Source organism: Aeromonas crassostreae, from assembly GCF_054052445.1.
This window is the reverse complement of sequence record NZ_JBSTYM010000002.1, coordinates 269458-288501: the sequence shown is the minus strand read 5'-3', so window position 1 is coordinate 288501 and position 19044 is coordinate 269458. Positions and strand designations below refer to the sequence as shown.

The 19044-nt window shown below is 61.2% G+C and carries 20 protein-coding genes and 3 tRNA genes; 3 read left to right on the top strand and 20 right to left on the bottom strand.

Annotated features, from left to right (window positions below; translation table 11 throughout):
* Window positions 1-15: 15 nt before the first annotated feature.
* The 16 genes from ACW5W4_RS03050 to ruvA all read right to left on the bottom strand — a co-directional run bounded on the left by ACW5W4_RS03050 (window position 16) and on the right by ruvA (window position 11776).
* Window positions 16-91: transfer RNA gene (locus tag ACW5W4_RS03050), tRNA-Lys, on the bottom strand.
* Window positions 92-123: 32 nt separating this feature from the next.
* Window positions 124-199 (bottom strand) — tRNA-Val (locus tag ACW5W4_RS03045).
* A 34-nt stretch (window positions 200-233) separates the two neighbouring features.
* Window positions 234-309: transfer RNA gene (locus ACW5W4_RS03040), tRNA-Lys, on the bottom strand.
* Window positions 310-482: 173 nt separating this feature from the next.
* Complete coding sequence (ybgF, locus tag ACW5W4_RS03035; protein ID WP_456688346.1) at window positions 483-1295, bottom strand: tol-pal system protein YbgF; 813 nt, start codon at window positions 1293-1295, stop codon at window positions 483-485.
* A gap of 12 nt (window positions 1296-1307) precedes the next feature.
* A complete protein-coding gene (pal, locus tag ACW5W4_RS03030) occupies window positions 1308-1832 on the bottom strand; it encodes a peptidoglycan-associated lipoprotein Pal (RefSeq protein WP_427260822.1) in 525 nt (174 codons plus the stop codon).
* A 49-nt stretch (window positions 1833-1881) separates the two neighbouring features.
* Window positions 1882-3207: a Tol-Pal system beta propeller repeat protein TolB gene (gene tolB, locus ACW5W4_RS03025; protein WP_456688345.1), complete on the bottom strand. Its 1326-nt coding sequence runs from the start codon at window positions 3205-3207 to the stop codon at window positions 1882-1884.
* Window positions 3208-3298: 91 nt separating this feature from the next.
* Window positions 3299-4420 carry a cell envelope integrity protein TolA gene (tolA, locus tag ACW5W4_RS03020; protein ID WP_456688344.1) on the bottom strand — a complete coding sequence of 374 codons (1122 nt, stop codon included), beginning with the start codon at window positions 4418-4420 and terminating at the stop codon, window positions 3299-3301.
* Window positions 4421-4425: 5 nt separating this feature from the next.
* The gene (gene tolR / locus ACW5W4_RS03015; protein ID WP_427260825.1) at window positions 4426-4872 is read right to left on the bottom strand and encodes a protein TolR; all 447 of its coding nucleotides are present in this window, start codon (window positions 4870-4872) and stop codon (window positions 4426-4428) included.
* Window positions 4872-5561, bottom strand: coding sequence for a protein TolQ (tolQ, locus tag ACW5W4_RS03010; RefSeq protein ID WP_456688343.1), 690 nt, complete (start codon window positions 5559-5561; stop codon window positions 4872-4874). Before tolQ ends, tolR begins: the two co-directional genes overlap by 1 nt.
* On the bottom strand, window positions 5551-5958 hold the full coding sequence (gene ybgC / locus ACW5W4_RS03005; protein ID WP_427260827.1) for a tol-pal system-associated acyl-CoA thioesterase: 408 nt from the start codon (window positions 5956-5958) through the stop codon (window positions 5551-5553). Before ybgC ends, tolQ begins: the two co-directional genes overlap by 11 nt.
* Before the next feature lie 104 nt (window positions 5959-6062).
* Complete coding sequence (locus ACW5W4_RS03000) at window positions 6063-6308, bottom strand: cyd operon YbgE family protein (RefSeq protein ID WP_456688356.1); 246 nt, start codon at window positions 6306-6308, stop codon at window positions 6063-6065.
* Window positions 6309-6360: 52 nt separating this feature from the next.
* Window positions 6361-6477 (bottom strand): cytochrome bd-I oxidase subunit CydX, encoded by a 117-nt coding sequence (gene cydX / locus ACW5W4_RS02995; RefSeq protein ID WP_005331536.1) that lies wholly within the window; start codon window positions 6475-6477, stop codon window positions 6361-6363.
* Between the two features lie 14 nt (window positions 6478-6491).
* Window positions 6492-7628, bottom strand: a complete 1137-nt coding sequence (gene cydB / locus ACW5W4_RS02990; protein ID WP_456688342.1) for a cytochrome d ubiquinol oxidase subunit II — start codon at window positions 7626-7628, stop codon at window positions 6492-6494.
* Window positions 7629-7640: 12 nt separating this feature from the next.
* Complete coding sequence (locus ACW5W4_RS02985) at window positions 7641-9197, bottom strand: cytochrome ubiquinol oxidase subunit I (RefSeq protein ID WP_456688341.1); 1557 nt, start codon at window positions 9195-9197, stop codon at window positions 7641-7643.
* A gap of 945 nt (window positions 9198-10142) precedes the next feature.
* Window positions 10143-11153 (bottom strand): Holliday junction branch migration DNA helicase RuvB, encoded by a 1011-nt coding sequence (gene ruvB / locus ACW5W4_RS02980; RefSeq protein WP_408794223.1) that lies wholly within the window; start codon window positions 11151-11153, stop codon window positions 10143-10145.
* Between the two features lie 8 nt (window positions 11154-11161).
* Window positions 11162-11776, bottom strand: a complete 615-nt coding sequence (gene ruvA, locus ACW5W4_RS02975) for a Holliday junction branch migration protein RuvA (RefSeq protein ID WP_042002205.1) — start codon at window positions 11774-11776, stop codon at window positions 11162-11164.
* Window positions 11777-12027: 251 nt separating this feature from the next.
* Here ruvA and ACW5W4_RS02970 point away from each other — a divergent pair, with 251 nt between their 5' ends.
* Window positions 12028-13752: a proline--tRNA ligase gene (locus tag ACW5W4_RS02970; RefSeq protein WP_456688340.1), complete on the top strand. Its 1725-nt coding sequence runs from the start codon at window positions 12028-12030 to the stop codon at window positions 13750-13752.
* A gap of 90 nt (window positions 13753-13842) precedes the next feature.
* Here ACW5W4_RS02970 and ACW5W4_RS02965 read toward each other — a convergent pair whose 3' ends face one another.
* From ACW5W4_RS02965 to ACW5W4_RS02955, 3 genes are all read right to left on the bottom strand, one after another.
* Entirely contained in the window at window positions 13843-14523 is a 681-nt protein-coding gene (locus ACW5W4_RS02965) for an SDR family oxidoreductase (RefSeq protein ID WP_456688339.1), read from the bottom strand.
* 18 nt (window positions 14524-14541) lie between these two features.
* Window positions 14542-15171, bottom strand: a complete 630-nt coding sequence (locus ACW5W4_RS02960) for a TIGR04219 family outer membrane beta-barrel protein (RefSeq protein ID WP_427260832.1) — start codon at window positions 15169-15171, stop codon at window positions 14542-14544.
* Between the two features lie 99 nt (window positions 15172-15270).
* On the bottom strand, window positions 15271-15711 hold the full coding sequence (locus tag ACW5W4_RS02955) for a copper chaperone PCu(A)C (protein WP_456688338.1): 441 nt from the start codon (window positions 15709-15711) through the stop codon (window positions 15271-15273).
* A gap of 89 nt (window positions 15712-15800) precedes the next feature.
* Between ACW5W4_RS02955 and ACW5W4_RS02950 the strand changes: the two genes are divergently transcribed.
* A complete protein-coding gene (locus ACW5W4_RS02950; RefSeq protein WP_456688337.1) occupies window positions 15801-16562 on the top strand; it encodes an enoyl-CoA hydratase in 762 nt (253 codons plus the stop codon).
* Here the strand turns inward: ACW5W4_RS02950 and ACW5W4_RS02945 are convergent.
* On the bottom strand, window positions 16559-17059 hold the full coding sequence (locus ACW5W4_RS02945) for a DUF2753 family protein (protein ID WP_456688336.1): 501 nt from the start codon (window positions 17057-17059) through the stop codon (window positions 16559-16561). The genes ACW5W4_RS02950 and ACW5W4_RS02945 overlap by 4 nt on opposite strands.
* A gap of 175 nt (window positions 17060-17234) precedes the next feature.
* On the opposite strand from ACW5W4_RS02945, the gene ACW5W4_RS02940 reads away from it, so the two are divergent.
* The gene (locus ACW5W4_RS02940; RefSeq protein WP_456688335.1) at window positions 17235-19016 is read left to right on the top strand and encodes an ATP-binding protein; all 1782 of its coding nucleotides are present in this window, start codon (window positions 17235-17237) and stop codon (window positions 19014-19016) included.
* Window positions 19017-19044: the final 28 nt, after the last annotated feature.

Here is a 19044-nt window from a genome sequence, read left to right as displayed (position 1 = left end):
TGGATGGTGAAATGATGGTGGGTCGTGCTGGGTTCGAACCAGCGACCAATTGATTAAAAGTCAACTGCTCTACCGACTGAGCTAACGACCCATCTAAATCATTTGTCTAACGCTTGCAAAACATGGTGGTCGTTACTGGGCTCGAACCAGTGACCCCCTCCTTGTAAGGGAGGTGCTCTCCCAGCTGAGCTAAACGACCTGGGAATCTGTCCATCTCATGGATGGTGAAATGATGGTGGGTCGTGCTGGGTTCGAACCAGCGACCAATTGATTAAAAGTCAACTGCTCTACCGACTGAGCTAACGACCCTCACCACTGTCGCCTCGACTACATGACTGTACCGACGCTGACGGCGGCCTATAATACGGATTTAAATTCCTGGTGCAATAGAAAAATCTTAATTTAAACCCGTTTGCTCACTGCGCGTACAAACTGCTGTCACATTTACAAGAGTGTTACGAAAACAACTACCTAGCGCAATGTTACAGCTTGTCGAGGCTCTGCTTGGCCAGCTGTGCCGGCGAGGTATTGGGATACCCCTTGATCACCTGCTCATAGTAGCTTTTAGCCTGGGCCTTGTTGCCATCCAGCTGCGCTATCATGCCCAGCTTGACCAGGGCGTCCGCCCGCTTGGGTGACTTGTCGTACTTGTCAGCCAGGGTCTTGAACTGGGCGCTTGCGCCGGGTCTATCACCCTTGTTGAACAGCAGCTGCCCCAGCCAATAGTGGGCATTGGGCACATAGCTCGATTCCGGGAACTGCTTGATGAAACCCTGGAATGCCGGGATCGCCTTGTCGTAGTTCTTGTCCTTGAGCACCAGATTGACGGCCGAGTCGTAGGCCTGATTCTCATCCTGGTTGCTGGAGTAGGTGGCGGCACTGGCGGTGGTCGCGGTCGCCGCCGTGGCGGCTGCCGCTGCGGCGGGAGCGGCCTGCTGGCTGCTCACCTTGTCGAGCTCCTGATAGAGCTGACGCTGGCGCTCCTGGGACTGCTCCATCTTGTAGCTCTGCTGCTCCAGCTGGCCACGCAGGTCGGCCACCTCCCCTTGCAGGGAGTCCACCTGCTGCTGCAGGTCCGCTTGCAGGCGCAGACGGGCATTGAGGGTGCGCTCGAGCAGCGCCACCCTGTCCTCCAGGCTGCCTGAGGGCACGATGGCACCCGCATTGCTGCCGAAGGCGGCGGTGACGGCACTGTCGCCACCCGAGAGATCGGTCACGGGCGCCGCGGCGTGGGCACCCATGCTAAATAGAAGTGCGGCCATCGAAATGGCCGCATGCTTATACACAAGATTCATCCGAATGAAACCTTAGTAGACCAGAACCGCACGACGGTTCTTGGCAAAGGCATCCTCGGTGTGAGACAGGTCCAGCGGCTTCTCTTCGCCATAGCTGACGATGGACAGCTGCTCGGCCTGCACACCCAGGGTTTGCAGATACTTGGCAACGGCCTTGGCACGACGCTCGCCCAGGGCGATGTTGTACTCCGGAGTACCGCGCTCGTCGGCGTGGCCTTCGATCAGGACTTTCACGGACGGGCGCTCACGCAGGTAGCTGGCGTGGGCATCCAGCAGGTCGGCGTACTGACCCTGGATGTCGTAACCGTCATACGGGAAGAAGATCACGTTGTCGCGCTGCAGCGCTTCGAACTTCTGACGCATCTGCTCTTCGGGGGACAACATGCCGTTGGCACCACCGGTTTGAACCCCACCCATGCCGTCGGTCATGCCCGCTTCGGCGCCGGAGGCGTCGGAGTCGGAAGAAGAACTACAGGCGGCCAGGGTGAACAGTGGCAGTGCGATGGCCAGGCCCTTGAGCAGTTTATTGAGTTGCATGCTATTTCCTTAAACCTTTATAACAAAACAAAAAACAATCGAATTTTTATCAATTCAAAAAGGGCGACCAAGCTGGTGCACGTATTTCCCCACTGCTCGTCGGCAGGACTGCCTTGAAGCGACCATCGGTCGAGACCAGAGCCAGGCTCTTGCGCCCTTGATAGATGGTGGAGTAGATGATCATGCTGCCATTAGGAGCCACACTTGGCGACTCATCCAACGCACTCTGGGTCAGTACCAACATGGCTCCACTCTCCGTATCTTGCCGAGCGATGCGATACTGTCCTTGTTCCCGGGTGACCACTACCATGGACTTGCCGTCCGCTGTCATGGACGCACCCTGGTTCGAATCCCCTTCCCAGGTGATGCGACGAGTGGCGCCAGTGGCCAAATTTACGCTATAAATCTGGGGTTTGCCACCACGTTCAGAGGTGAACAGCAAACTTTGTCCGTCCGCCGCCCAGGAGGGTTCGGTGTCTATGGTGCGGCTGTTGGTGACCCGGGTCAGTTGCTTGCTAGCCACATCAATCACATAGATATCCGGTTGGCCATCCTTGGAAAGAACGATAGCCAATCGACGACCATCCGGCGACCATTTCGGCGCCCCATTGATGCCACGGAAACTGGACACCAGGCTGCGCTGCTGGCTGTAGATATCCTGCACATAGATCTCGGATTTCTGGTTCTCGAAGCTCACATAGGCCAGCTTGCTGCCATCCGGCGACCAGGCCGGCGACATCAGCGGCTCACGGGAGCGCAGCAGTGTCTTCTCGTTGTAGCCATCGTAGTCGGAGATGCGCAGCTGATAGGGGAACTGGGCCCCTTGTTCGATGGAGACATAGGCCAGACGGGTCAGGAAGGCGCCACGCTCGCCGGTCAGACGCTCATAGACGATGTCGGAGATGCGGTGGGCAAACTGACGCATCTGGGCACCCGGAATGGTGGCCATCCGGCTGTCGAGGATGTAACCGTTCGCTTCGCCGCCCTGGGTCTTGGCCAGTTGGCCCTTGAGCACGTCGACCAGCTCGAAGTTGATCTTGTAGGAACCGTTACCGGCCGGCGCTATGGTGCCGACCACCACGGCCTCCACCCCTTGCGAGGCCCAGGGGGCGAAGTTGATCTCGCCACTGGTGCTCGGGGTTTGCGGCATCTGGCCTCGCGCCAGCGGCTTGAACTTGCCGCTGCGCATCAGGTCATTGGAGACCACTTCCGCGATGTCCTGGGGTAACTGCCCCTCCCCGCTCCACTTGAAGGGGGCGACGGCGATGGGGCGTGCGCTATCGATACCGCCGGTGATGACGATGTCCAACGCCGCCTGGGCGCTCTGACCCATCAACAAGCAGCCAACCAAAGCAAAAAACACTTTTCTTATCATGGCTTAAGTACTCGGTTCCAATAAAAATGAGAGATTAACGTCCTTGCTCGTCAGGAGGGGCAGACCCTGGACACTGTCCGCCCCGTCCCGCTTAGATGCTAGGTTCCAGCTTGAGGTTGAATTCCTTGAGTATCTCGAATGCCGCCGGATCCTTGGGTACCGGCAACTGATTCGCCTTCAGCACCGCCGCCCTGCCGGATCGGCAGACCGCCGGGTCACCCTGACCGTTGTCGACCGAGATGACGAAACCGCTGCTGGCCAATTTGACACCGATAGTACAGGTTTTGCCCCGCATGGTGGGATCCAAAATCATGTAGCGCTCCACCGTGGCCTTGATGAGGGCGGCATATTTATCGACCTCACCCTGGGCTGCGGCCGAGGCGGCCTGACTGCGGGCATTGGCTTCCGCCGCCATCTGTGCCTGCATCTGGGCCTCCAGTTGCGCCTGCAACTTGGCCTCCTCGGCCGCCTTGCGTTTGCGCTCAGCCTCGGCTTTCGCCTTCTTGTCGGCTTCTTCCTTCGCTTTCTTTTCCGCGTCAGCTTTTGCCTTCTTGGCCGCCTCTTCCTTGGCCTTCTTGTCGGCTTCGGCCTTGGCTTTTTTCTCGGCTTCCGCCTTGGCCTTCTTGTCTGCCTCGGCCTTGGCCTTCTTGTCTGCCTCGGCCTTGGCTTTCTTCTCGGCCTCCGCCTTGGCCAGCTTCTGCTGGGCCTCTTTCTGCTCTTGTTCCTTCTTCTTCAGCGCCAGGGCCTTGCTCTCGGCCTCGGCGGCCTTGCGTTCAGCTTCCGCCTTCTGGGCCTTTTGCTCCGCTTGTTTGCGAGCCTGTTCGGCCTGCTCGGCCCTTTCTTCGGCCTGCTTCTGCTCGGCTTGCTTCTTCTGTTTTTCGGCTTCGGCCTTGCGGGTCGCCTCTTCGGCCTCCTTGCGCTTGGCCTCGGCGATGCGCAGCCGTTCCTGCTCCAGTTCCCGGGCCTGCTTGGCCTGATCTACCTCGGCCTTCACCGCCGGCTTGTTCTGTTGCTGGGGCTGCTGTTGCTGGATCTTCGCGGCCTGTTCGGCGAGAAACTCGTCATCCAGCATCACGGCATTGACTATCTGGGCCGAGGAGGCGGGCCGCTTGGGCTTGCTGAAGTCGACACCGACCAGCAAGATGATGCCGATGATCAGGTGCAGCAGCAGCGAGACGATGAGATAACCGGAAATACCACGCTTCACATCCATCTCCGTCAGTTCACCGGATCCGTCATCAGACCGACCTGGGGCACACCCGCGTTTTTCAAGGCCACCATCAGCAGGATCACCTCTTCATAGCGCACGGACTTGTCGCCGGCCACCACCACGGGGGCGTTCTGGTTGACCGCAAGATAACCCATGGCCTTCTCGGTGATGTATTGCTGCATCGCCTCCGGGGATCCAGGGGGCACGGGTTCGTCGTCCGCCTCTCCCGCCTTGACGACGTATTCACCCTCGGTGTTGACGCTGACGATGAAGGGGGGCTTGGTGTCTTCCGGCAACTGCTCGGACTCTGCCTGGGGCAGATCCACCTTGACCCCCTGGGTGATCACCGGCGTCACCGCCATGAAGATGATGAGCAGCACCAGCATGACGTCGATATAAGGCACCACGTTGATCTCGGCCACCTTCTTGCGCCGGATCCGCTGATAGGTTTGCATTACTGGTCACCCTGCTGCTGAGCAATCTGACGGTTCAAGATGGTGGTGAACTCGTCCATGAAGTTGGCGTAGGCGTTCTCCAGCCGTTCCACCTTGTTGGAGAAGCGGTTGTAGAAGATGACCGCCGGGATGGCGGCAAACAGACCCATGGCGGTGGCGATCAGCGCCTCGGCGATGCCGGGTGCCACCATCTGCAGGGTGGCCTGCTGCACCTGACCCAGGGCGATAAAGGCGTTCATGATGCCCCAGACGGTACCAAACAGACCGATGTAGGGGCTGATGGAGCCCACGGTCGCCAGCACCGGCAGGTTGGATTCCAAATCGTCCACCGCACGGGACAGGGAGACGCGCATGGCACGGTAGGTACCGTCCATCACCGCATCCTGACCCCGGGCGCCGGCCTTGAGCAGGCGGGCATACTCCTTGAAGCCGGAGTAGAAGATGTCTTCCATGCCTTCGATGTCATCGCGGCGGGCAGAGGACTCCTGGTAGAGACGATTGAGATCCACACCGGACCAGAATCTGTCCTCGAATTGCTCGGACGCCAGATTGGCCGCCTTGATCACCTTGGAGCGCTGAATGATCAGGGCCCAGGAGACGACGGACATGCCCATCAGGGTCAACATGACCAGTTTGACCAGCAGGCTGGCTTGCCAGAACAGACCAATAAACGAAATTTCAGCGTGCACTTAACAGCACTCCCTTCACATTTTCAGGTATTGCAACAGGTTTCATCATCGGGTGGCTGACGCAGGCTATCTGTACCATGGCCTGGGTGATCAACCGCCCATCAGCCGCCAGTATCCGCTGCGAGAAGCGCATGGAGGCGCGTTTCACTTCGGTCACTTGCGTCATTACGGTCAGTAATTCGTTGAAGCGGGCCGCCGAGCGGAAATCGATCTCGGTCCGGCTCACCACGAAGGCGATGCCAAGATCGAGCAGGACGTCCTGCTCTATGCCGCCGGCGCGCAAAAACTCGGTGCGGGCCCGCTCCATAAACTTGAGATAATTGGCGTTGTAGACGATGCCCCCGGCGTCTGTGTCTTCGTAGTAGACCCGTACCGGAAACTCAGAGACTTCCCCCATAACAATCTGTGATCCATTCGACAGTCTGATGGGGGGCTATCATAGCGCAGGGGTGCATAGGAAAGAAGCAGGGGGAGACAGGGAAATCCTGTCTCCCCCCGTTTTTATGGCAGGAAGTAAGTGTGTGTCAGCCAGAGCCCATAGAGCAGGGTTGGCCAGGCCAGCCAGGGACAGAACAACAGCCTGCCAACCAGGCTACGGGGATGGAATCCCAGGCCGTGCATCACACCGCAACTGACCCCCCACATCAGCCAGGGCGCGACCCAGTGGCCGTGCTCGCTGGTGTTGGCCGCCACCAGATTGGGCGCCTGCAAGATGGCGACGGCCAGCAGGGCTGCCGCCAGCAACATCAGGCTCTGCCATGGCTGGCGCTCCAGGGGAGCCGCCAGCCTGGCCAGCCTGTCACTTGTCTTCATCTATCTGGCGATCCAGGTTCTCGGTGTGCTCCAGCCAGAGCGCATTGATGATGCCAAACGCGCAAGCCAGCAGCAGACCCAGGATCCAGGTGAAATACCACATATCAGGGCACCTTCTTAGTAGAGCGATTGTTGGTTGTCTTCGATGTGCTGGTTGCTCACCCGGCCAAACATCTTGATGTAGGTCCAGACGGTGTAGGCCAGCACGGTCGGCACCAAGACGACGGCGACGACCGTCATCACCTTGAGGGTGTTGAACGATGCGGTGGCATCCCACATGGTCAGGCTCAGTGACGGCGCCAGGCTGGAGGGCATCACGAACGGGAACATGGAGAAGCCCGCGGTCAGTATGATGCCGGCAACCGCCAGAGAGGAGCACAGGAACGCCAGCCAGCCCTTGTCCAGCTTGGCCGCCACCGCGGTCAGCAGGCTCATGGAGAGGCCCAGTGCCGGCGCGATCATCATCCAGGGATAGAGGCTGTAGTTGTTCATCCAGGCACCGGCCTGACGCACCACTTCCTTGTTCATCGGATTGGAGACCGCATCGGTCGCGGCGGCCTTGACCACCACGAAGCCGTCCATGCCGCTCACCCACCAACCGGCCAGGGCGAACAGCACCAGGGTCAACAGGGAGCAGAGCATGGCGGCGCTGCGGGAGCGGGCCAGCACTTCCCCCTCGGTCTTCATCATCAGCCAGGTGGCGCCCTGGGTCACGATCATGAACAGGCTCACCAGACCGGCCAGCAGGCCGAACGGGTTGAGCAGACCGAAGAAGTTGCCGTGGTAGGTCAGCATCAGGAACTGGTTGAAATCAAACGGGACCCCTTGCAGCAGGTTGCCGAAGGCCACCCCGAAGACGACGGGAGGTACGGCGCTGCCGATGAAGAGTCCCCAATCCCAGTTGTTGCGCCACTTGGCATCTTCACGCAGGGAGCGGTACTTGAAGCCGACCGGGCGCAGGAAGAGCGCCATCAGGGTCAGGATCATGGCGATGTAGAAGCCGGAGAAGGCCGCCGCATAGACCATGGGCCAGGCGGCGAACAGGGCACCGCCCGCCGTCACCAGCCACACCTGGTTACCCTCCCAGTGGGGGCCCATGGTGTTGAGCATCACCCGACGCTCCACATCCTTCTTGCCGACGAAGGGGAGCAGGGCGCCCACCCCCATGTCGAAACCGTCGGTGATGGCGAAGCCGATCAGCAGCACGCCGACCAGCACCCACCAGACCAGACGCAATAATTCGTAATCAAACATGAGTCGATCCTCTTATGCCTTGAGCTGTTCGAAATGATACTTGCCGGTTCTGAGGCTGCTTGGGCCCAGACGCGCGTACTTGAACATCAGGTACATCTCGATGACCAGGAGTACCGAGTAGAACAGGCAGATGCCGATCAGGGAGAACCAGATCTCGGCGGCGGGCACGTTGGAGGCAGACACGAAGGTCGGCAGCACTTCCGCTATGGTCCAGGGCTGACGACCGTACTCGGCCACGAACCAGCCGCACTCGATGGCGATCCAGGGCAGCGGGATCCCCCACAGCAGCGCCTTGAGCAGCCACTTGCGCTCGCCGATGCGGTGGCGGGTGCTGTCGTAGAAGGCCAGACCGATCAGCACCAGCATCAACATGCCGCAGGCGACCATGATGCGGAAGGCGAAGAACAGCGGCAGCACCTGCGGGATGGAGTCATCCACGGCGGCCTTGACCTGCTCGTCGGTGGCATCGGTCACGTTGGCGGTGTAGCGCTTGAGCAGCAGGCCATAGCCCAGATCCTGCTTCACCTCGTCGAAGCGGGCGCGGGTCTCGTCGGACTTGTCGCCGGATTGCAGCTTGGTCAGCAACTCGTAGGCGGTCATGCCGCTGCGCACCCGCAGTTCATGCTCGCTCTTGAGATCCTTGATGCCGGTGACCTGCTCGTCGAGGGAGCGGGTGGCGATGATGCCGAGGGCGTAGGGGATCTTGATGGCGTAATCGGTGCGCATCTCATCCTGGTTCGGGATGCCGAACAGGGTGAAGGAGGCCGGGGCCGGGTGGGTGTCCCACTCCGCCTCGATGGCCGCCAGTTTCACCTTCTGCACCTCGCCGGTCTCATAACCGGATTCATCACCCAGGATCAGCACGGAGAGGATGGAGGCCATGCCGAAGGCGGCCGCGATGGCGAAGGAGCGACGGGCGAAGGCCACATCACGGTTCTTCAGCAGGTAGTAGGAGGAGATGCCCAGCACGAACATGGCGCCCGTGGTGTAGCCCGCCGCCACCGTGTGGACGAACTTGACCTGGGCCACAGGGTTGAACACCAGATCGGCGAAGCTCACCATCTCCATGCGCATGGATTCGAAGTTGAACTCGGCACCGACCGGGTTCTGCATCCAGCCGTTGGCGACCAGGATCCAGAGGGCGGAGAGGTTGGTCCCCAGCGCCATCAACCAGGTCGCAGCCAGGTGCTGACGCTTGGAGAGACGATCCCAGCCGAAGAAGAACATGCCGACGAAGGTGGATTCGAGGAAGAAGGCCATCAGCCCTTCGATGGCCAGCGGGGCCCCGAAGATGTCGCCGACATAGTGGGAGTAGTAAGCCCAGTTGGTACCGAACTGAAACTCCATGGTCAGCCCTGTGGTAACCCCGAGGGCGAAGTTGATACCAAACAGCTTGCCCCAGAACTTGGTCATGTCCCGGTAGACAGGGTTGTTGGTCATCACATAGACAGATTCCATGATCGCCAGAATGAAGGCCATTCCGAGCGTCAGGGGCACAAACAGGAAGTGATAAAGGGCCGTCGCGGCGAATTGGAACCGCGATAGGTCTACCACATGCTCAGCAATCATGATGTTTCCTCACCGATTATTGGCACGGCTATTTTAGGTGTATTAAGAACAAGGCTTCCGTTGGAGCTCCCGAACCCACAGCGCACAGCGTCACTCAACCACAGCGTCGTTCGGTCACGACCAAAAATTAACAACAAGGCAATAACTGAGAACAAAAAAAGCTAATGTTTAACAAACACAGAACAAGCAAGCCATATTTGTTCTCGCCTATGATGGCCGCCGTTTTATATCATCTTTATTTGATTGAAATCAATGTAAAACCGGGGTGTATACATGTGTTTCAAAGGTATTTTTCCACCGAAGACGAACACATTTCGGGAGCAAAATCACATTTTGCGAAAGATTTTAATTTATTGATTTAAATCAATTTTTTAAATGAACGCTGCGGAATGACTCTCCTCTGAAAAATATAATGTCAGCGACACCTGGCTTGATTTATCCCCGAAAGAGCGCCTTGCTTGAAATTCACTGAAAAACCGAGGAAAACGCATGTTCATGCTAAATACCACCCTCGAACTTTTAATTAAAAAAACTAATGCGATTGATGCAATTTTTCTTGTTTGCCCCCCCAGATGACAGCTCCTACAATGCGCCCCGCAGTGAGGGCAATCCCTTGGGTTCAGGCCGGTTAATCAGGGTTCCCTATGCACATTTCATGACCATATTGACTGAACAGGGCAGAGGGAAACCGAGATGAAAAAGTTTGTGACCAAGGCCATCCGCTACTACAAGCTTTCGTTCGTTCAGCTCTATCAAATGAACCGACTCTGAGTCTCGCGACGACTCACCGTTTTTTGTTTGCCCGGCCTGTGCCCGGACGCGCTCACTGTCTGTGAACATCCACCCTGAATTGTCTTTTACGCCCACCGCTCATGCGTGTGGGCTTTTTTTTGTCGGCCATGAAAAAACCGCCCCTGAGGGCGGTCCGGTATCGAGTCTGCCATTTTAGGCCTGTTCCGGTCGCTGCAGGCCGAAGTGGGCATAGGCTCGGGCGGTCGCCATCCTGCCTCTTGGGGTACGTTGCAGATAACCCTGCTGGATCAGATAGGGCTCCAGCACATCTTCGATGGTGTCCTTCTCCTCGCCGATGGCGGCGGCCAGGTTGTCGAGCCCGACGGGGCCCCCCATGAACTTGTCAATCACAGCCAACAATAGCTTGCGGTCCATGAAGTCGAATCCTTCGTTATCCACGTCCAGCATGTCCATGGCACGGGCCGCTATGGGTCCATCTATTCGTCCGTCGGACTTCACCTGGGCAAAGTCACGCACCCGTCTTAACAAACGGTTGGCAATGCGCGGCGTCCCGCGGGAGCGGCGTGCCACCTCCAGCGCACCGTCGTCGCTCATCTCCAGACCCAGGCAGCGGGCGCTGCGCGCCACTATGTCGGTGAGATCCTTGACGTTGTAGAACTCGAGGCGCTGGACGATGCCGAAGCGGTCGCGCAGCGGGCTGGTGAGGGAGCCGGCCCGGGTGGTGGCGCCGATCAGGGTGAAGGGGGGGAGGTCCAGCTTGATGGAGCGGGCGGCGGGCCCCTCCCCTATCATGATGTCGAGCTGGTAATCCTCCATCGCCGGGTAGAGCACCTCCTCCACCACCGGGCTGAGGCGGTGGATCTCGTCGATGAAGAGCACGTCGTTGGGCTCGAGGTTGGTGAGCAGGGCGGCGAGATCGCCGGCCTTCTCCAGCACGGGGCCCGAGGTGGTCTTGATGTTCACGCTCATCTCGTTGGCCACGATATTGGCCAAGGTGGTCTTGCCCAGACCCGGCGGCCCGAAGATCAGCAGATGATCCAGGGCCTCGCCGCGCTGGCGCGCCGCCTCGATGAAGATCTCCATCTGGGCACAGACATGGTCCTGCCCGGTGTAATCGGCCAGTTTCTTGGGGCGGATCGCCCTGTCGATGACCTCATCTTCACGGGCGGCCGAGGCCGAGATGAGGCGGTCTGCTTCTATCATCACTTACCTCACACCAGGCTACGCAGGGACTCGCGGATGATGGCTTCCACCGACATGCCCTCCTTGGCGACCTTGCCGACGATCTGGCTCGCCTGCTGGGGCTTGTAGCCGAGGGCCACCAGGGCGCTGGCCGCCTCTTCGCTGGCATCGGGGGCCCGCAGGCTGCTCTCCTGGGCGGGCAGGCTGATGGCGGCCGGGGAGAAGAGGTCGTGACTGACCCAGCCCTTGAGCCTGTCTTTCATCTCCACCACCAGCCGCTCGGCGGTCTTCTTGCCCACCCCGGGCAGCTTGATCAGGGAGCTTATCTCCTCGCGCTCCACGCTCATCACGAACTGGCTGGCGGTCATGCCTGAGAGAATGGCCAGCGCCAGCTTGGGGCCGACGCCGTTGGTCTTGATCAGCTCGCGAAACAGCGCCCGCTCCTGCTTGTGGTTGAAGCCATAGAGCAGCTGGGCATCCTCGCGCACCACGAAGTGGGTCTGGATGGTCGCCTCCTTGCCAAGTTCGGGCAGGTCGTAGAAGCAGCTCATGGGCATCTGTACCTCATAGCCCACGCCCCCCACCTCGAGCAAGACCTCGGGGGGATTCTTCTCAATCACAATGCCTCTCAAGCGACCGATCACGGCTTATCTCCTCAACCAACACAGCTAGCAATAAAGTGGCCCTTAGCTTAAATAATTACTGGATAAGTATCCAGCACACTGATGCCCCCTCTCCCCCTGTCCACCATATGGCAGCAGGATGACGGCGCCGCCGCTGCATTTAGTCACTTATTGAAGATAGAAAATCGCGTTAGGATACGGACCCATGTTAAAATCCGGCCCTTGAATTTACCCAGGGCCCAGCGGCCCGTCTCACGTTAAGGTTCATCGCGATGCGCACCAGCCAATATCTGCTTTCTACCCTCAAGGAAACCCCGTCCGACGCCGAGGTTGTCAGCCATCAGCTGATGCTGCGCGCCGGCATGATCCGTAAACTGGCCTCCGGCATGTATGCCTGGCTGCCGTCCGGCCTGCGGGTACTGAAGAAGATCGAGAACATCGTTCGCGAAGAGATGAACAAGGCGGGCGCCATCGAAGTCTCCATGCCGGTGGTGCAACCCGCCGAGCTGTGGCAGGAATCCGGCCGCTGGGATGATTATGGCCCCGAGCTGTGCCGCCTGACCGACCGCCACAACCGTCCCTTCGTGCTGGGCCCGACCCACGAAGAGGTGATCACCGCCCTGGTCCGTTATGAAGTGAACAGCTACAAGCAGCTGCCGCTGAACCTCTACCAGATCCAGACCAAGTTCCGCGACGAGGTGCGTCCCCGTTTCGGCGTGATGCGCGGCCGCGAGTTCCTGATGAAGGATGCCTACTCCTTCCATATCGACAAGGCCTCGCTGATCGAGACCTACGAGAAGATGCACGCCGCCTACTGCGCCGCCTTCACCCGCATGGGCCTGAACTTCCGTCCGGTGCAGGCCGATACCGGCTCCATCGGCGGCACCGGCTCCCACGAATTCCAGGTGCTGGCCGAGAGCGGTGAAGACTTGATCGCCTTCTCCGATACATCGGATTACGCCGCCAACATCGAGATGGCCGAGGCCCTGGCCCCGGCTGGTGAGCGCGCTGCTGCAACCAAAGCCCTGACCAAGGTGGCCACCCCGGCCGTTCACACCATCGATGAAGTGGCCGCCTTCCTGAACGTGGCCCCGACCGCCATCGCCAAGACCCTGCTGGTACTGGCCGAAGCAGACGAGCACGGCAAGCAGGCGGTCATCGCCCTGGTGCTGCGCGGTGACCACGAGCTCAACGAGATCAAGGCCGAGAAGCTGCCGGGTGTGGCCAACCCGCTCACCTTCGCCAATGACGAGCAGATCCAGGCGGCCGCCGGTTGCGACGCGGGCTCCATCGGCCCGGTCGGCTTTGCCGGTCGCATCATAGTCGATCGCAGCGCCGCCCATCTGGCGGACTTCGTCTGCGGCGCCAACGACACCGGCTTCCACCTGACCGGTGCCAACTGGGATCGCGACATCGCCACTTTTGAAGTTGCCGACCTGCGCAACGTGGTGGAAGGGGACCCCAGCCCCTGCGGCCAGGGCAAGTTGCTGCTCAAGCGCGGCATCGAAGTGGGCCACATCTTCCAGCTGGGCACCAAGTACTCCGAAGCCATGAAGGCCAGCGTGCTCAACGAAGGCGGCAAGTCCGTCACCATGGAGATGGGTTGCTACGGTATCGGCGTTTCCCGTCTGGTGGCCGCCGCCATCGAGCAGAACAACGACCAGTACGGCATCATCTGGCCGGACGCCATCGCCCCGTTCGAAGTGGCCATCGTCCCCATGAACATGCACAAGTCCGTGCGCGTAGCCGAACTGGCCCAGCAGCTCTACGCCGAGCTCCAGGCCGCCGGTGTTGACGTCTTGTTCGATGACCGCAAGGAGCGCCCTGGCGTCATGTTCGCCGACATGGAGCTGCTGGGGGTGCCCCACGGCATCGTCATCGGCGAGCGCGGCATGGACAACGGCGTGGTGGAGTACAAGTGCCGCCGCTCCGGCGAGAAGCAGGAAGTGGCCATCGACGAGATCATCGCCCTGATCAAGGGCAAGCTGGGTCGTTGATCCCCACCCATGTCCATAAAAAAGCGCGCCAATCGGCGCGCTTTTTGTTTCTGTGTTCTGACGACGGCAACCGGATGACGGAGCTTTTCCTCAGGGATTGCGACCGATAAAGAGATCGGTCACGTGGCAACTGCTCCTCGCCTCCAGGGCATCGAGCATGTAGGCGGCGGCATCCTCCGGGGTCATGAAACGGCTCGGGTCCACATGGTCCGAGTTGTCCCAGAATTCGCTGCGGATCCCGCTCGAATAGAGGTTCACCAGCCGCAGGGGCGAGCCCTTGAGCTCGGCGCGCAAGGACTCGAGAAAGCCGCGCATCCCCCACTTGGAGGCGCAGTAGAGGCTCTCGTTGGCCTTGCCCACTTGGGCGGCGGAGGAGAGCACATTGGCCAGCACCCCGCCCCGCTCGCCGATGAGGCGCACCGTCTGCTGGGCCACCAGTATGGTGGAGACCAGATTGCTCTCCACCACCCGATGCACCTGCTCGGCGGTATAGACGCCGACCGGGCCGAACTCGCCCACCCCGGCACAGTGGATCACCAACTCCGGCAAGCCGCCCCACTGGACGGCGGCGGCGAAGGCCACCTCCACCTCCTCGTGGTGAGCCAGATCGGCGGCGATGCCGATCACCCCCTGGCCGAGCCTGGCTTCCATCTCCTGCAACTTCTGATAGCGGCGGCCCATCATGGCCACCCTGTGGCCACGGGCGACCAGACCGCATGTCAGGGCGCGGCCCAGTCCCGAGCCCGCCCCAGTCACTATGATGCTGCCCATCCCCTAATCCTCTCCCTATCAGAAGGTGAACTCGGCGCCCGCAAACCAGCCATCGACCCGCTGATCGACGCTGTCGAAGTCCATGTCGACCTGACGCCAGCCGGCGCGCAGCTTGAGCGGCAGGGAGGAGAACTTGTACGCCCCGCCCAGACGGTAGTCATAGTTGTCGGCATCCTGCACCCGGGCATCGCCGAAGGCGGAGAAGCCGGTGCCCGGAATGCGCAGCTCGGTGCCGGCATAGGCCATCAGCACGTCTTCGTGGTAGGAGTCATTGACGGTGTTGAAGTCCCCTTCGTAACGACGGCCGGTCAGACCCAGGTCGATCTGGAACAGGTCGTTGTTGAACAGGCGGTAGTAGAGGCTGAGATCATAGGCCTGCAGATCGTTGTCGAAGGCACCGCCGCTGGTGCTGAGATCGGAGATCTCGAACTTGGCGTTGGGCAGCAATATGATGCCGTGCTCCAGCTGCAGGTAACCGCTCCAGTTGTAGTTGTCGTCAAAACCGTCGCGGGTCCCGACCTCGTCGACACGACCGCTGCCCTCGGCATTCCAGATATCGGTGCCGGCGGCGAAGCGCCAGTCATCGGCGGCCATGGCAGAGGTGCTCGTCAGGGCCAGCAGCGCAGCGGCCAACAGTGTCTTTTTCATCATTAAACTCCAGAGAATGCGGGATGAGACCCGCATTTTACCGCGCCAGCCGCCAATACCTAGCAAGATTCTCTATAACGCGACCGGTTCTGTCCCTGATCAGTGCACCATGCCGGCCATGGGTTCGACCGGCTTCACCGGCAGACTCAGGCCGAGGGCCTGGCCGTTGTCCAGGCTCAGGGTCAGGGGGAAGGGGGTGCCCTGGGAGAGTTCACGCACCTCGAACAGCATGATGTGCAGGCTGCCGGGTTTGAGCACCACCTCCCCCTTGGCCGGGATCTCTATGCTCTCGACCTGACGCATCCGCATCACGCCATTCTCGTGCAGGTGGGTGTGCAGCTCGGCGCGGGCCACCTCGGGGGAGCTGACGCCGGTGAGCCGGACCGGGGCGTCGCCATCATTTTTCAGCACCATGAAGGCCGCCGTGTTGGGGGTGCCGGGGGGCAGCAGACGCACATAACCATCGACGGCCTCCACCTTGGCCAGGGCGGGGGCGGCCAGTCCCAGGGCCAGCAGGGAATAAAACGCTCGTTTAAACATGGTTGAAATCCTTTTATGATGTGGTCAAACGAAGCAGAGCTTACCCGCAAGGCAAGCTTTTGGCAGCCCCTGACAACAAGGATTCAGACATGGCCCCCACAATTCTGGTCGAGCGGCAGGATGGCCTGCTCACCCTGACCCTCAACCGGCCGGACAAGCGCAACGCCCTCAATACCGAGACCTATTTAGCTCTCACCGACGCACTGCGCCAGGCGGCCAGGGACGAGCAGGTGCATGTGCTGCTCATTCAGGGGCAGCAGGCCTGCTTCACCGCCGGCAATGATCTGACCGACTTCATGGGGAAAGAGAGCCTGGAGGCCGATGATCCCATCTTGCAGTTCCTCCACACCCTGGCCGACTTCCCCAAGCCGGTGATCGCCGCCGTGGGCGGCCCGGCGGTGGGCATAGGCACCACCTTGCTGCTGCACTGCGATCTGGTCTATCTGGCGGACAACGCCCGGCTGCAACTGCCTTTCGTCGAGCTGGGGCTGGTGCCGGAGTTTGCCTCAAGCCTCTTGCTGCCCCGCGCCGTGGGCCACCTCAAGGCCAGCGAGTTGCTGCTGCTGGCGCAGCCCATCGACGCCGGGGAGGCGCTGCGCCTCGGGCTGGCCAATCGGGTGCTGGCAGCGGATGAGCTGCTTCCCTTCGCCCGGGCACAGGGCTTGATCCTGGCGGCCAAACCGCCCAAGGCGCTGCAACGGAGCAAGGCCCTGCTAAAACAGGAGCTCAAACAGGCGGTGCACTTTGTCATCGACACCGAGGCCCGCGCCTTCTCCCTCGCCCTGCAGGGAGAAGAGGCCCAGGAGCGCATCGCCCGCAAGCTCGGGCGCACCAACGCTAACAACCGCTAGTTGAGGCGAAAGCGACCGATCAGCTCGCAGCCCTGCACCCTGTCCTGCACCTGGATCAGCCTGGCTATCTCGGGATTGGGGTGGCGCTTCAAGAAGCCGAGCAGGGCGGCGCGGCAGCAGCCCAGCTCGCTGATGAGGGACTCGCACTCCCGGTTCGGGCACTGGGGCACCAGGGCGGTCACCAGCTCGGCGGCCAGCTTGAGGTAGCGCAGCTCGTAGCTGGGCTCCTCCATGGCGCGCCAGAAATCGGCCAGGCGATGGCAGGTTGCGACGCGCATGCTGGCCAGCTCCTCGAGATCGATGACAGTCGCCTGGGAGGCCAGCCCCTCGGGATCGATAACAGCCGTCTGTGGCGACGCCGCTATGGTGCCGAGCGCCTGCTGATAGAGGCAGACGGCCGAGCCCAGGGCGCCCTGGCCCAGGGCGCGCTCGGCTTCGAGCATGTAACGCTGCCAGTGGGCCTGGCGCTGATCCTGGCGGGGGGATGTCTGTGCCATACGTGACCTCCTTCACCTGATATGGGGCTCCCCATGAGAGCCTAAATGAGAATGAATATCAAGCCGACAGAGAGTGCAGGATCTCTGCGCCTTGTCGCCCCCGTCACACTCTTTCGTCGGCATCGTCCCCTCTGCTCCCACCAGGGGGTAAGATGACGGCAACCTAAGGAAGGGCATGATGAACAATGGAAGTCGGGGCCTGCTGATCGGCCTCTGGGTCACCTTGATGGTGGTGGTCGCCTTCACGGCGCGTCAGTGGGGGCTGGAGAGCCTGCGCCAGCAGGCCAGGTTAGACAACGAGCGCCTGGCCGGCCGTCTGCTGATCGAGCTCGACAAGTACCGCCGCCTGCCGGCCCTCATCGCGACCCGCGCCGAGTTGCAGCAGGCGCTGCTGCAACAATTTCCCCCCTATCGGCTCCACCCCCTGCTGGAGCAGTACAACGAGATCCTGGGCACGGATGCCATCTACCTGATGACGGACAAGGGGGAGGTGATTTCCGCCAGCAACTGGCGCCAGTCCGACAGCTTCGTCGGGGACAACTACCACTTTCGCCCCTATTTCCGCCAGGCGATGCAGGGCAAACCCGGCAGCTACTTCGCCCTCGGCCAGCGCTCGGGGCGGCGGGGCTACTACTTCTCCTATCCGGTACAAGATGGCGATCGCCGCCTCGGCGTCGTGGTGGTCAAGGTGGCGCTCTCCCTCATCGACGAGCGCTGGACCAGCAACAGCCTCGACTACCTGCTGACCGACGAATACGGGGTCGTCTTCTTCGCCTCCAGGGCCGAGTGGCTCTATCGCCCCCTGGTCGCCCTGGACGGGCCGACCCGCCAGACGCTGGCCGAGGAGCGCAAGTATGGCGACAAGCTGGGGACCCCCTTGAGCGATCTCCCCTCCCTCGGCCTGCTGCGCAGCCAGGACGAGTGGCACTGGGGCCAGGGTTATCTGTTCACCGGCACCGCCATGCCGAGCGCCGGCTGGTATCTCTATACCCTGGAGCCCCTCCATGACTTGCGCCCCATCATCGCCAAGGCCCTGGCCAGCTTCGCCCTCTTCTCCCTGCTGGTGCTGATGATCTGGCTCTACTGGCGCCAGGTGCTGCTCGGCCGCGCCCGTCTCGCCCGCCTCAACAACCGGCTGGAGCACAAGGTGAGTCAGCGCACCCGGGCCCTCTCCACCAGCAATCAGGAGCTGATCGCCACCATCGACAAGTACCGCCAGACCCAGCGCGAGCTGATCGATACCCAGGAGCAGCTGGTGCAGACCGCCAAGCTGGCCCTGCTCGGCGAGATGTCCGCCAGCATCAACCACGAACTCAACCAGCCCCTGGCCGCCATGCGGGCCTATGGCGAGAATGCGTTGCAGCTGCTCGACAGGGGCCGCATCGACAGCTGTCGCGACAACCTGGTGCAGATCAACGGCCTCAACCATCACATGAGCGAGCTGGTGGCCCGCTTCAAGGTGTTCGCCCGCAAGGGGGAGCAGACCCTGCAGGCAGTGGCGCTGCAACCCGTGATCCACGCCAGCCTGGCCCTGCTCCACAGCCAGATGATCAAGCAGGGGCTGCTGGTGGAGACCCGGCTGCCGGCCGAGCCCCTCTATGTCCATGCCGATGCGGTTCAACTCGAGCAGGTGCTGGTCAATCTGCTGCACAACGCCCTGCAGGCCTGCGCCGGCGTGGCGCCGCCCCGAGTCTGGCTGGAGGTGGAGACAAAGGCCGATCGGGTGACCATCGCCGTCATCGACAACGGCCCGGGCCTGGCCGTCGAGGCCAGGCAGCTGTTCGCCCCCTTCTACACCACCAAGTCCAAGGGGCTCGGCCTCGGGCTCACCATCTCCCAGCGCATCATCACCGCCTTCGGCGGCCAGCTGACGGCGAGCAATGACCCGGACCGTGGCGGCGCCCGCTTCACCATCAGCCTGCCCGAGGCCAGGCCCGGCCCGAGGCATTTCCCATGAGCCGCCGCGCCCGCCCCCAGGCGCGTCC